The sequence below is a fragment of the Kluyvera fluvialis genome (assembly GCF_059725275.1).
This window is the reverse complement of record NZ_AP046142.1, coordinates 3,153,390-3,167,429: the sequence shown is the minus strand read 5'-3', so window position 1 is coordinate 3,167,429 and position 14,040 is coordinate 3,153,390. Positions and strand designations below refer to the sequence as shown.

Below are 14,040 nucleotides of genomic sequence, written 5' to 3'. Positions count from 1 at the left end.
CGGAGAGAGTGGGGCAGTTATAAGAAAGGCCCCACTTACGTGGAGCCTTTATTGTACGCTTTTTAAATCGCGATTTCAGTCAAATCCATTACATGGACTGAGTGAAAGTACGGGTAATAACGTCCTGCTGCTGTTCTTTAGTCAGGGAGTTAAAACGGACTGCGTAGCCAGATACACGGATGGTCAGCTGCGGATATTTTTCCGGGTTTTCCATCGCGTCGAGCAGCATTTCGCGGTTCATTACGTTCACGTTCAGGTGCTGACCACCTTCAACGGAAGCTTCGTGATGGAAGTAACCATCCATCAGGCCAGCCAGGTTGGTTTTACGAACGTCGTCGTCTTTACCCAGTGCGTTTGGCACGATAGAGAAGGTGTAAGAGATACCATCTTTAGCGTAAGCAAACGGCAGTTTAGCAACGGAGGTCAGAGAGGCAACAGCACCTTTCTGGTCACGACCGTGCATTGGGTTAGCACCTGGACCGAATGGAGCGCCAGCGCGACGACCATCTGGGGTGTTACCGGTTTTCTTACCATACACAACGTTAGAAGTGATGGTCAGAACAGACTGAGTAGGGATAGCGTCGCGGTAAGTAGTCAGTTTCTGAATTTTCTTCATGAAACGTTCTACCAGGTCAACGGCCATGTCATCTACACGAGCGTCGTTGTTACCAAACTGCGGGTATTCGCCTTCGATTTCGAAGTCGATAGCCAGACCGTCTTCGTCACGAATTGGTTTAACTTTCGCATATTTGATTGCAGACAGGGAGTCAGCAGCAACGGACAGACCTGCGATACCACACGCCATGGTGCGGATAACGTCACGGTCGTGCAGAGCCATCAGAGACGCTTCGTAGCTGTATTTGTCATGCATGTAGTGGATGACGTTCAGTGCGGTGACGTACTGTTTAGCCAGCCAATCCATAAAGTGATCCATACGATCCATGACTTCGTCATAGTTCAGAACGTCACCTTTGATTGGTTCAGATTTAGGACCAACCTGCATTTTCAGTTTTTCATCAACGCCGCCGTTGATTGCGTACAGCATGGTTTTCGCCAGGTTAGCACGCGCACCGAAGAACTGCATTTGTTTACCAACGATCATTGGGCTTACGCAGCAAGCGATAGCGTAGTCATCGTTGTTGAAGTCTGGACGCATCAGGTCATCGTTCTCATATTGCAGAGAAGATGTATCGATGGATACTTTCGCTGCGAATTTTTTGAACGGCAGAGGCAGTTTTTCAGACCACAGGATGGTGATGTTCGGTTCCGGAGAAGGACCCATGGTGTACAGGGTGTTCAGGAAACGGAAGCTGTTTTTGGTAACCAGAGTACGGCCATCAACGCCCATACCACCGACGGATTCAGTTGCCCAAATTGGGTCACCAGAGAACAGTTCATCATACTCAGGGGTACGCAGGAAGCGAACCATACGCAGTTTCATGACCAGGTGGTCAATCATTTCCTGAGCTTCTTTCTCAGTGATTTTGCCTGCTTTCAGGTCACGTTCGATGTAGATATCCAGGAAGCTGGAGGTACGACCGAAGGACATTGCAGCGCCGTTCTGAGATTTAACCGCGGCCAGGTAGCCGAAGTAAGTCCACTGAATAGCTTCCTGAGCGTTAGTAGCCGGACCAGAGATGTCGTAGCCGTATTTAGCAGCCATCTCTTTGATCTGACCCAGCGCACGGTGCTGTTCAGAGATTTCTTCACGCAGACGGATAGTCGCTTCCAGGTTCACACCGTTTTCCAGGTCAGACTGGAGGGAGGTGAACTGAGCGAATTTGTCTTTCATCAGGTAGTCGATACCGTAAACGGCGATACGACGGTAGTCACCGATGATACGACCACGACCGTACGCATCTGGCAGACCAGTCAGGACGCCAGATTTACGGCAACGCAGGATGTCTGGAGTGTAAACGTCGAACACACCTTGGTTGTGAGTTTTACGGTACTCGGTGAAGATTTTTTTGATCATTGGGTCCAGCTCGCGATCATACGCTTTGCAAGAACCTTCGATCATTTTGATGCCGCCGAACGGAATCAGAGCACGTTTCAGTGGCGCTTCAGTTTGCAGACCAACAATTTTTTCCAGCGCTTTGTTGATGTAGCCAGCGTCGTGGGAAGTGATGGTAGAAGCAACGGAGGTGTCAAAGTCAACTGGCGCGTGAGTGCGGTTTTCCAGTTTAACGCCTTCCATAACGTTGTCCCACAGAGCGGTGGTCGCGTCAGTAGCGCCAGCCAGGAAGGACTCGTCACCCTCGTATGGAGTGTAGTTTTTCTGAATGAAGTCACGTACGTTTACTTCATTCTGCCAATCACCTTTTGCAAAACCTTCCCAGGCTGTGGCTAACTTTTCATTAAGCTCGGACATTTAACACCTACCTTCTTAAGTGGACTTTTATTTACTGCCTGGAGCAACCATCAATGACGGTCGCCGCCACGCAGATAAATGACCCAGTATGTCAACCCAACCAACAAACCACCGCCGATAATGTTCCCGATAGTGACCGGAATCAGGTTATCAGTGATGAAGTGCATCACGGTTAGGTGAGAGAAATTTTCCGGAGAAGAACCAACAGCGGTCCAGAATTCCGGGCTAGCAAAATCGCGTATTACGATACCCATCGGGATCATAAACATGTTTGCGATACTGTGCTCAAAGCCGCTGGCGACGAACATGGCAACCGGTAAAACCATAATCATGGCTTTATCCATCAGGCTACGGCCAGAGTAGCTCATCCAAACGGCGAGGCAGACCATCAGGTTTGCCAGAATGCCGAGTGCGACGGCTTCGATAAATGTGTGGTGAACTTTGTGGTCGGCGGTTTGCAGGACATTAAGACCCCATCCGCCATTCGCGGTCATATACTCGCCGGAAAGCCACATCAGTAATACAAAAAGCAGACAACCAACCAGGTTACCCACGTAGACGTTTAACCAGTTTTTTGCCAACTGACCCCAAGTGATTCGGCCGCTTGCTTTAGCGACAACGATCAGCACGGTCGATGTGAACAGGTCAGCACCGCAGATAACGCAGAGAATTAAGCCCAGTGAGAAGCAGATACCGCCAATCAGTTTCGCGATGCCGAACGGCATTCCTGCGGTACCTGTGGTGGCAGTAATGTAGAAAACAAAAGCAATCGAAATGAAGACGCCCGCAGTAATCGCCAGATAAAAGGTTTTCAGCGGATGCTTAGTTGCTTTATAGACACCCGCTTCTTCGGCAACTTTAGCCATTGCAGCAGGAAGGAGTAGATCAAAAGGGTTGTCAGCTTTCACACTAACTCTCTCTTTTTATTTAATCGGCGACGAGATACTAACAAAGCATTATAGATGAGAATTTGATATAGATCATATCTCGCCTGGCTTATAGGCCTGCAAATAGAATGGTTTTTCAACAATCGCAGGGTAACTTTATGAATTACATAATAAAAATAATTTTTAATATTTGCAAGTTAAGTTGATTTTTTTCTTTTCCCTTCATTTTACTGGTTAATTAAAATGGAGTAATGATCGGGTAAATTAACAATAAAAGTAAGCTACCAATTATTGTGTTTACTTATTTTTAACTTTATTTTCACACTTTGGTGAATCGAAGCGTGAAAATAAAAAAAGGGCCAACAAGTGGCCCTGTAATATAGCGTAGAGCGTCGCTTTAAGCCTACTTTTTCTACGGATTAATCCTATTTTGCCCAGAATGCGGCTTTCGCACGCTGCAATTTTTCATAGGCTTTCAGCAGCGACTGATGCGATGGGAAGGCATCGAGGGAACCGTCAACCGGCTGGAGACCATAAAACGCCTCTTCGCCGCTCAGCGCCGCACTGGCGGCTTCTACGGCTTCAGCACCATACATCCTTACAAAAGCGTTCAGGTATTGCAGCGGTTCACGATCTTCTTCCTGAGACAGCAGCAGCAGCGTTTGCAGACAACGGTAGTAATTAGCACGCTCTGGGCTAAACACCGAGGCGTTAAATTCCATCGTCCATTCTGTCCAGATAAGCGCCTGTTCAAGGTCACCACCTGCCAGTGCCAGCATCGCTTTCAGTTCGCCGATACGCAGGGTATACCAACCGTTATTAGAACCGGTCGCCAGACCCAGCAGCTCACGTACGCGGGTGAAATCGTCCAGACCTTCATCATCCATCTGTTCAATCAGATTCAGGTACTCTTCTTTTTCCCACTCGCTGCCCGGCAGAGACAGAATCGTCTCACGCAGATGGCTACCCATGTTGTTATTAGCCAGCCACAGATCTTCAGCCGGATAAATATCGGACATCCCTGGAACAATAATGCGGCAAGCGTACACGCTAAGATGCTCATAATCCGCGATATACACTTCTTTATCTCCTTCTTTGAAGATGGCCATCAGGGTGGCGAACTCTTCGTCGGTCGTACCGGAGAAGTTCCAGTCAACGAACGGATAGTCGGCGTCCTGCTTGAACATATCCCAGGAGATCAAACCGCTGGAATCAATGAAGTGCGTTTCGAGGTTGGTGTGCTCGGCCACTTCTTCATCGTCGAAGGTTGGCGGAGTGAACACATCGAGATCTTTCAGGCCACGGCCTTGCAGCAGCTCGGTCACCGTACGTTCCAGCGCAACACCGAAGTCTGGATGCGCGCCGAAAGAGGCGAAGCACGTCCCGTTTTGTGGGTTGAACAGTACGACACAGATAACCGGATATTTACCGCCCAGAGAGCCATCGTATGCAAAAATTGGGAAACCTTCGGCTTCCAGCGTGGCAATAGACTCGACCACGCCAGGATAGCGCGCCAGCACGTCAGCCGGGATTTCTGGCAGGCTGATACTTTCCGCGATGATGCGGTTTTTCACATAACGTTCGAATACTTCCGACAACCCCTGAACGCGGGCTTCGTTACGGGTGTTGCCCGCAGACATGCCGTTGGAAACGTACAGGTTGGCGATGATGTTCATCGGAATATAAATGGTTTCGCCGTCTGACTGACGAGTAAACGGCAGGCCGCACACGCCGCGATCGTCGTTACCGGACTGCAAATCAACCAGCATACTGGCGGTCAGTTGATCATCGGGATCGTAGAATGTGCGCAGGCGAGCGTCGAGCAGGCCTTCAGGCACTTCGTCATCGTCGGTCAGCGGGAACCATTTTTCATTTGGATAGTGAACGAAGGGACCGTTAGCAATCTCATCGCCCAGCCAGAAATCAGCAAAGAAATAGTTGGTAGAGAGACGTTCAAAGTACTCGCCCAGCGCAGAGGCCAGTGCGGCTTTTTTGGTTGCGCCTTTACCGTTGGTAAAGCACAGAGCGCATTCCTTATCACGAATATGCACCGACCAGACGTTAGGAACAGGGTTCAACCAGGAGGCTTCTTCAATATCGAAACCCAGGTCGAGCAGCTTTTGCTGGAAGCGAGCGATGGAATCTTCCAGAGCGGCATCTTTGCCGGGAATATAGGTTTGCGTCATAGCAATCTCTTTTGTCGTACGGAAAGCGCGCAATGATACGGGTTTTGCATGACAGGCGCTATACACTTCCACTATCAAACGCAAACAGCGAAATAGTCCATCTTGTTTCGTCAAGCCGATAGATTCTGTTGTGTGATTTTCCACGCATTTTTGCCTCAGACGGGATTACCCATTGCGGCCTGTGTCACTGAATGATAAAACCAATAACCACAGGAATAACTTATGCCCACGCGTTCGATGACGCGCGTGGCATGCGGTCAGACAACATTGCAATGTGGTGAGGGTTATGGCTCAGGTCTTTAATTTCAGTTCAGGTCCGGCGATGCTACCGGCAGATGTTCTTAAACTGGCGCAGAGTGAACTGCGCGATTGGAACGGGTTAGGTACATCGGTAATGGAAGTTAGCCACCGTGGTAAAGAATTTATCCATGTGGCGGAGGAAGCAGAAAAAGATTTCCGTGACCTGCTTAATATCCCTTCCAACTACAAAGTGTTGTTCTGTCACGGCGGTGGTCGCGGTCAGTTCGCCGGTGTGCCGCTCAATATTCTGGGTGACAAAACCACCGCAGACTACGTGGATGCGGGCTACTGGGCGGCAAGCGCAATTAAAGAAGCCAAAAAATACTGCACGCCGAACGTTATCGACGCGAAAGTGACCGTTGACGGCAAACGCGCAGTGAAACCTATGCGCGACTGGCAGCTCTCCGACAATGCCGCATACCTGCATTTCTGCCCGAACGAAACCATCGACGGTATTGCTATCGATGAAACCCCAGACTTCGGCAAAGATGTCGTGGTCGCCGCAGATTTCTCCTCAACCATTCTGTCTCGTCCTATCGACGTTAGCCGCTACGGTGTTATCTACGCGGGCGCACAGAAAAATATTGGCCCTGCGGGCTTAACGCTGGTTATCGTTCGCGAAGATTTGCTGGGTAAAGCGCACATCGCCTGCCCATCCATTCTCGACTACACCGTGCTCAATGATAACGACTCGATGTTCAACACCCCACCGACGTTTGCCTGGTATCTGGCAGGCTTAGTCTTCAAATGGCTGAAAGAGCAGGGCGGCGTTGCGGCAATGGATCGCATCAATCAGCAGAAGGCTGATCTTCTGTATAACACCATTGATAGCAGCGATTTCTACCGTAACGATGTGGCGAGCAGCAACCGTTCGCGCATGAACGTACCGTTCCAGCTCGCGGATAGCGCGCTGGATAAACTGTTCTTAGAAGAATCCTTTGCAGCAGGCCTACATGCGCTCAAAGGCCACCGTGTGGTTGGCGGGATGCGTGCTTCTATCTACAACGCCATGCCGCTGGCTGGCGTCCAGGTGCTGACGGACTTCATGCGAGATTTCGAACGCCGTCACGGTTAATTTAGTTTATCTCTACACTTCATCCCCACGGCTAAACCGTGGGGTTATTACTTCTGTTTTTGAGAGTTGATTTTCATGGAATCCCTGACGTTACAACCTATCGCACGCGTAGACGGCACCATTAATTTACCCGGTTCTAAAAGCGTTTCTAACCGGGCTTTGCTGCTGGCGGCTTTAGCACAAGGCACCACCGTCCTGACCAACCTGCTGGACAGTGATGATGTTCGCCATATGCTGAATGCGTTGAAAGCGCTGGGAATTCACTACACCTTGTCTGATGACCGCACTTGCTGCGAAGTCACCGGCAACGGCGGCCCGCTTCAGTCTTCTGACGAGCTAGAACTCTTTTTAGGTAACGCGGGGACGGCGATGCGCCCACTGGCGGCGGCACTTTGCCTCGGCCAAAACAACATCGTTCTGACCGGCGAACCGCGTATGAAAGAACGTCCGATTGGTCATTTAGTGGATGCCCTGCGTCAGGGCGGTGCGCAAATTACTTATCTGGAGCAGGAAAACTACCCACCGCTGCGCCTGCAAGGCGGTTTTATCGGTGGTAGCGTGGAAGTGGACGGCAGTGTCTCTAGCCAATTCCTGACGGCGTTGCTGATGACCGCACCGCTGGCTCCACAAGACACCACCATCACCATTAAAGGCGATCTGGTTTCCAAACCGTATATCGATATCACGCTGCACCTGATGAAAACTTTCGGCGTTGACGTCGAGAACCAGAATTACCAGCGCTTTATCGTACGTGGCAATCAGCAATATGTCTCTCCGGGCCAGTATCTGGTCGAAGGAGACGCCTCTTCTGCCTCTTATTTCCTTGCCGCAGGGGCGATTAAAGGCGGTACGGTGAAGGTGACCGGTATCGGCCGTTACAGCGTACAGGGCGATATCCGTTTTGCTGACGTGCTGGAAAAAATGGGGGCAACCATCACTTGGGGCGATGATTTTATTGCTTGTACGCGCGGTGAACTGAACGCGATTGATATGGACATGAACCATATTCCTGACGCAGCAATGACTATCGCGACAGCAGCGCTGTTTGCTAAAGGGACAACGACGCTGCGCAACATTTACAACTGGCGCGTAAAAGAGACTGACCGCCTGTTCGCAATGGCGACCGAACTGCGTAAAGTGGGTGCTGAAGTGGAAGAGGGCGAAGATTATATTCGTGTGACGCCACCTACAGCGCTGAATTTTGCCGAAATCGGGACTTATAACGATCACCGTATGGCGATGTGCTTCTCGCTGGTGGCGCTGTCCGATACGCCGGTGACCATCCTTGACCCGAAATGTACAGCGAAAACCTTCCCGGATTATTTCGAACAGTTGGCGCGAATTAGTACGCTGGCGTGATGAAATAGATTCAAAAAATGATCGGTAAAAACGTCGGCATTATGTCGGCGTTTTTTTCGGACTTTTTTACCGGGCAAGAGCACCATTTCCACCGTCCTGCTGGTGGGCTGTGAACATATGCAGGGAACTGATACGAATGCATTGGTCGGTTCAGCCATGACCGCTTACAAAACTGGCGGCGCTTGATGCCGGTCACACCAAATCATTGTTCGACTCACACTCGTATTCACGGAACGTGCACAGCATATCCGTGACCGCATTGCGGCTGACCAAAAGTAAATCCGCACCACTTTTCGGGCTAGCGTTTTGCTAGCCCGCTATACTTGTCTATTCTCCTTTTTTCGAGGCGAACTCTGGAAATAGCAGACAATAGTAACCGTCTGACGCAGAGATGCGTATAATGCGCGGCGTTTACGTTGTATATGCCTTTTATTAAGGAGATAAAAATGACGGCACTTGCCCCGGTAATTACCATTGACGGCCCAAGCGGCGCGGGTAAAGGCACGCTGTGCAAAGCAATGGCAGAAGCATTGCAATGGCATTTGCTGGACTCGGGCGCGATTTATCGTGTGCTGGCGTTGGCGGCCCTGCATCACCATGTTGATGTCGCATCGGAAGATGCGTTAGTCCCGCTGGCAGTGCACCTTGACGTTCGTTTTGTCTCCACCGACGGAACGCTGGAAGTGATTTTGGAAGGTGAAGATGTGAGCGGCGAAATCCGCACTCAAGAAGTGGCTAACGCGGCTTCGCAAGTGGCGGCATTTCCCCGCGTACGTGAAGCGCTTCTTCGCCGTCAGCGCGGTTTTCGCGAAGCGCCAGGCCTGATTGCCGATGGTCGCGACATGGGCACGGTCGTGTTCCCGGATGCGCCGGTTAAAATCTTCCTTGATGCTTCATCGGAAGAACGGGCAAACCGCCGTATGCTACAGTTGCAGGAAAAGGGCTTTAGTGTTAACTTTGACCGCCTTTTGGCAGAGATAAAGGAGCGTGATGATCGCGATCGTAATCGTGCTGTTGCGCCACTGGTTCCTGCCTCCGATGCTTTAGTGTTGGATTCCACCACCTTAAGCATTGAGCAAGTAATTGAAAAAGCGTTAGACTATGCGCGCCAGAAGTTGGCTCTCGCGTAAAACGCGACCGAATTTGCAGTACCCCCGCTGCAATGGATTGACGGCGGGTATGTGAAACAACCCCATCCGGCACGGAGCCAGGTGGACGTTAATATTAACCTGAAGATTAAACATGACTGAATCTTTTGCTCAACTATTTGAAGAATCCTTAAAAACAATCGAAACCCGTCCGGGTTCCATCGTTCGTGGTGTTGTTGTTGCTATCGACAAAGACGTAGTACTGGTTGACGCCGGTCTGAAATCTGAGTCCGCCATTCCGGCAGAGCAGTTCAAAAACGCCCAGGGCGAACTGGAAATCCAGGTTGGTGACGAAGTTGACGTTGCTCTGGATGCAGTAGAAGACGGCTTCGGTGAAACCCTGCTGTCCCGTGAGAAAGCTAAACGTCACGAAGCTTGGATCACGCTGGAAAAAGCTTACGAAGACGCTGAAACTGTAGTTGGTGTTATCAACGGCAAAGTTAAAGGTGGCTTCACTGTTGAGCTGAACGGTATTCGTGCGTTCCTGCCAGGTTCCCTGGTAGACGTTCGTCCAGTGCGTGATACTCTGCACCTGGAAGGCAAAGAGCTTGAATTCAAAGTAATCAAGCTGGACCAGAAGCGTAACAACGTTGTTGTTTCTCGTCGTGCCGTTATCGAATCCGAAAACAGCGCAGAGCGCGATCAGCTGCTGGAAAACCTGCAGGAAGGCATGGAAGTTAAAGGTATCGTTAAGAACCTCACTGACTACGGTGCATTCGTTGATCTGGGCGGCGTTGACGGCCTGCTGCACATCACCGATATGGCTTGGAAACGCGTTAAGCACCCAAGCGAAATCGTAAACGTTGGCGACGAAATCACTGTTAAAGTGCTGAAGTTCGACCGCGAGCGTACTCGTGTTTCTCTGGGCCTGAAACAACTGGGCGAAGATCCATGGGTAGCTATCGCTAAGCGTTATCCAGAAGGTACCAAACTGACTGGTCGCGTGACCAACCTGACTGACTACGGCTGCTTCGTTGAAATCGAAGAAGGCGTTGAAGGCCTGGTTCACGTTTCCGAAATGGACTGGACCAACAAAAACATCCACCCATCCAAAGTTGTTAACGTTGGTGATGTAGTGGAAGTTATGGTTCTGGATATCGACGAAGAACGTCGTCGTATCTCCCTGGGTCTGAAGCAGTGCAAAAACAACCCATGGCAGCAGTTCGCGGAAACCCACAACAAGGGCGACCGTGTTGAAGGTAAAATCAAGTCTATCACTGACTTCGGTATCTTCATCGGCCTGGACGGCGGCATCGACGGCCTGGTTCACCTGTCTGACATCTCCTGGAACGTTGCAGGCGAAGAAGCAGTTCGTGAATACAAAAAAGGCGACGAAATCGCTGCAGTTGTTCTGCAGGTTGACGCAGAACGTGAACGTATCTCCCTGGGTGTTAAACAGCTCGCAGAAGATCCGTTCAACAACTGGGTTGCTCTGAACAAGAAAGGCGCTATCGTTAACGGTAAAGTAACTGCAGTTGACGCTAAAGGCGCAACCGTAGAACTGGCTGACGGCGTTGAAGGTTACCTGCGTGCTTCTGAAGCATCCCGTGACCGCGTTGAAGATGCGACTCTGGTTCTGAGCGTTGGTGACGACGTTGAAGCTAAATTCACCGGCGTTGATCGCAAAAACCGCGCAATTAGCCTGTCTGTTCGTGCTAAAGACGAAGCTGACGAGAAAGATGCAATCGCTACTGTTAACAACAAACAGGAAGACGGCAACTTCTCCAACGCAATGGCTGAAGCATTCAAAGCAGCTAAAGGCGAGTAATCTTACTAATTCAGATTTAACAATCTGAATTATGATGAGTTTACTTGACAGATTACAGGTTTAGGCCTGTAATCAAGCACAAAGGGCGGCTACGGTCGCCCTTGTTTAATAAGCTGTTAGCTAATTTTCCTTGAAAGGAAACCGGAGGAATCATGACCAAGTCAGAATTGATTGAAAGACTTGCCAGCCAGCAATCCCATATCCCTGCCAAAGCAGTGGAAGATGCGGTGAAAGAGATGTTGGAGCATATGGCCTCGACTCTTGCACAGGGTGAGCGCATTGAAATCCGCGGTTTCGGCAGCTTCTCTCTGCATTATCGAGCACCACGCACCGGACGTAACCCGAAAACGGGCGACAAAGTGGAACTGGAAGGTAAATACGTTCCGCACTTTAAACCGGGCAAAGAACTGCGCGACCGCGCCAATATTTACGATTGAGTTCATGTCGCCGCTGTGCGGTAAACTTGATTGAGAGAAAAGCACCTACGGGTGCTTTTTTCGTTTCTGCAGAGATCCGCTACGAGTGGAACCCGCCGCGCATATTTAGCGCAACGCTTATGCAATCGCTACGAATCACTGGAATCCGCCACGTAAACGGCAAACATCAATAACGACAGGTTTTTTGGTTCGCGTGACACTCCCGAATAACAAGGAGTTGCCAATGCGTTTACCACTGCTCGCCTGTTGTGTCCTCGCGGGAATACTACCGCTTTGTGTGTTACCCACGCTTCCCCCGTTAGGCATTATTCCGTTTGTCATTGTGGGGCTGATTGGCCTGAGTTTTTGTAGGCGCGCGGGGCGTCTTTTGGCGCTGACTGGGCTGTTTTTCTGCTGGGGAGTGTTGGCGGCCTGGCAAATGCAATGGCCTGCCGAGGTGCTACCGGGTAAAAATCGCCACGTTGAGATGTCACTAACACAAACCGATGGCCAAACTACGCATCGCGGCAAGATAACTCGTCTGGACGGGCGGCGGCTTTTTCCTGCGCCAGAAATTGTGCTGTATGGCAGCTACCTCCCACAGCCTCCTTGTGCAGGACAGCAGTGGCGAATGACGCTCAGCGTTCGTGCCGTTCATGGTCAGCTAAATGACGGAGGATTTGATTCACAGCGTTATGCGTTATCACAGCATAGGCCGTTGACCGGACGTATTATCGACGCAGCACCGCTTGATAGCGCCTGTAGCCTACGTGCGCGCTTTCTGGGCTCATTGCAGGCATCGTTGGCGGGTTTACCCTGGCGTGATGTCATGCTGGCGTTAGGCATGGGTGAGCGCTTATCGGTAGCTTCAGAGATTAAAACTCTGATGCAGCAAACCGGCACATCACACCTGATGGCGATTTCAGGGCTGCATATCGCCCTTGGCGCATGGCTGGGGTGGCTGTTTATTCGTGGGATTCAGTTTTTCCTGCCAGAACGTTTTGTCAGTTGGCGTGTACCGTTAATTGCCGCGCTGCTGAGTGGGTTGGCATACGCCACTTTTACCGGTATGCAACCGCCTGCGCAGCGTACTGTGGTGGCTGCGGCTATCTGGTGTTTGTTACGCCTGAGCGGTAGGCTGTGGAGTGGCTGGGAAGTTTGGTTGTGCTGCCTGGCGGCTATTGTGTTTATTGACCCGTTGGCGGTGCTTTCCGATAGCCTGTGGTTGTCGGCATTTGCGGTCGCGACGCTTATTTTCTGGTATCAGTGGCTGCCGTTGCCAGAGTGGCGATATCCGCCTGTGACGCGGCCTTTATTCAGCCTTATTCATTTGCAACTGGGCTTAATGCTGCTGCTTACACCGCTGCAAATTCTGTTGTTTCACGGTATCAGCCTAACGTCTTTGCTGGCTAACGTGTTGGCTGTTCCGGTGGTGACTTTCGTTGCCGTACCGCTGATTTTACTTGGCATGTTTCTACACATTTGTGCTCCTGCGGCGGTGGCGATGGGCGTTTGGTATGCAGCCGATCGCGTGATAGCGCTGGTATTTGCCTATTTACGCCTGTTGCCCGAGGGCTGGTTAAGCGTGAGCAGCTCATGGATTGGGGTGTCGTTACTGCCGTGGCTTGCACTGATGATTTGGCGTGTGAATGGTTGGTGGCGATTTGTAGCGCTGTGGCTATCGTTAAGCGTGCTGTTGGCTTTCCCGTTATGGCAAAAAACAGCGGCAGATCGCTGGCAGGTCACCATGCTGGATGTCGGGCAGGGGCTGGCGATGGTGATTTCTCGCGGCGACAAAGCCATTCTTTATGATACAGGGCTAGCGTGGCCGGAAGGAGATAGCGGCGAGCAACTGATTATTCCCTGGTTGCGCTGGCATGGGCTTACCCCACAGGGAATTATTCTTAGCCATGATCATTTGGATCATCGTGGCGGCTTGCGTTCATTGCAAAAAGCCTGGCCGCAGGTGTGGGTCAAAAGCCCGCTTGGCTGGGTAGGGCATCAGCCCTGTGCGCGTGGGCAATCCTGGCAATGGCAGGGTTTAACTTTTCGTGCGCTTTGGCCATTACCCGGTAAGGAGCAAAAAGGTAATAACGGTTCATGTGTGGTCAGGGTCGATGACGGCAAAAATAGCATTCTGTTGACGGGAGATATTGAATTGTCGGCGGAAATGGCAATGTTAAGCCATTTTTGGCAGCCGTTTGCGTCTACAATTATCCAGGTTCCTCATCATGGCAGTTCAACCTCCTCGGGCATGGCGTTAATCCAGCGCGTTGGTGGTGTCGCTGCAATGGCCTCCGCATCCCGCTATAACGCGTGGCGACTGCCTTCAGTAAAGATTAAGGCTCGTTATCTTCAACGGCAGTATGCGTGGTTTGATACGCCTCATCAGGGGCAAATCACGCTCACTTTCAGCGCCAAAGGCTGGAAGATTGAAGGCTTACGAGATCAACTTTTACCACGTTGGTATCATCAGTGGTTTGGCGAGACTCGCGATAACGGGTAGAATATGCGGCTATTTCAATACAAG

The 14,040-nt window shown here is 50.9% G+C and carries 9 protein-coding genes; 6 read left to right on the top strand and 3 right to left on the bottom strand.

The window, feature by feature from the left end:
- Positions 1-88: 88 nt before the first annotated feature.
- The 3 genes from pflB to ycaO all read right to left on the bottom strand — a co-directional run bounded on the left by pflB (position 89) and on the right by ycaO (position 5,444).
- On the bottom strand, positions 89-2,371 hold the full coding sequence (gene pflB / locus AC6I4B_RS14980) for a formate C-acetyltransferase (protein WP_497766201.1): 2,283 nt from the start codon (positions 2,369-2,371) through the stop codon (positions 89-91).
- A 50-nt stretch (positions 2,372-2,421) separates the two neighbouring features.
- Positions 2,422-3,279, bottom strand: a complete 858-nt coding sequence (gene focA / locus AC6I4B_RS14975) for a formate transporter FocA (protein WP_497766200.1) — start codon at positions 3,277-3,279, stop codon at positions 2,422-2,424.
- Positions 3,280-3,683: 404 nt separating this feature from the next.
- Positions 3,684-5,444: a 30S ribosomal protein S12 methylthiotransferase accessory factor YcaO gene (gene ycaO, locus AC6I4B_RS14970; RefSeq protein WP_497772191.1), complete on the bottom strand. Its 1,761-nt coding sequence runs from the start codon at positions 5,442-5,444 to the stop codon at positions 3,684-3,686.
- A 286-nt stretch (positions 5,445-5,730) separates the two neighbouring features.
- On the opposite strand from ycaO, the gene serC reads away from it, so the two are divergent.
- The 6 genes from serC to AC6I4B_RS14940 all read left to right on the top strand — a co-directional run bounded on the left by serC (position 5,731) and on the right by AC6I4B_RS14940 (position 14,016).
- Positions 5,731-6,819, top strand: coding sequence for a 3-phosphoserine/phosphohydroxythreonine transaminase (serC, locus tag AC6I4B_RS14965; protein WP_497766198.1), 1,089 nt, complete (start codon positions 5,731-5,733; stop codon positions 6,817-6,819).
- 75 nt (positions 6,820-6,894) lie between these two features.
- Entirely contained in the window at positions 6,895-8,178 is a 1,284-nt protein-coding gene (gene aroA, locus AC6I4B_RS14960) for a 3-phosphoshikimate 1-carboxyvinyltransferase (protein WP_497766197.1), read from the top strand.
- A 446-nt stretch (positions 8,179-8,624) separates the two neighbouring features.
- Positions 8,625-9,308 carry a (d)CMP kinase gene (cmk, locus tag AC6I4B_RS14955; RefSeq protein ID WP_497766195.1) on the top strand — a complete coding sequence of 228 codons (684 nt, stop codon included), beginning with the start codon at positions 8,625-8,627 and terminating at the stop codon, positions 9,306-9,308.
- Positions 9,309-9,420: 112 nt separating this feature from the next.
- The gene (gene rpsA, locus AC6I4B_RS14950; RefSeq protein WP_497766194.1) at positions 9,421-11,094 is read left to right on the top strand and encodes a 30S ribosomal protein S1; all 1,674 of its coding nucleotides are present in this window, start codon (positions 9,421-9,423) and stop codon (positions 11,092-11,094) included.
- A 152-nt stretch (positions 11,095-11,246) separates the two neighbouring features.
- A complete protein-coding gene (gene ihfB, locus AC6I4B_RS14945; protein ID WP_015965094.1) occupies positions 11,247-11,531 on the top strand; it encodes an integration host factor subunit beta in 285 nt (94 codons plus the stop codon).
- A 223-nt stretch (positions 11,532-11,754) separates the two neighbouring features.
- Positions 11,755-14,016: a ComEC family protein gene (locus AC6I4B_RS14940; RefSeq protein WP_497766192.1), complete on the top strand. Its 2,262-nt coding sequence runs from the start codon at positions 11,755-11,757 to the stop codon at positions 14,014-14,016.
- The last annotated feature ends 24 nt before the right edge of the window (positions 14,017-14,040 follow it).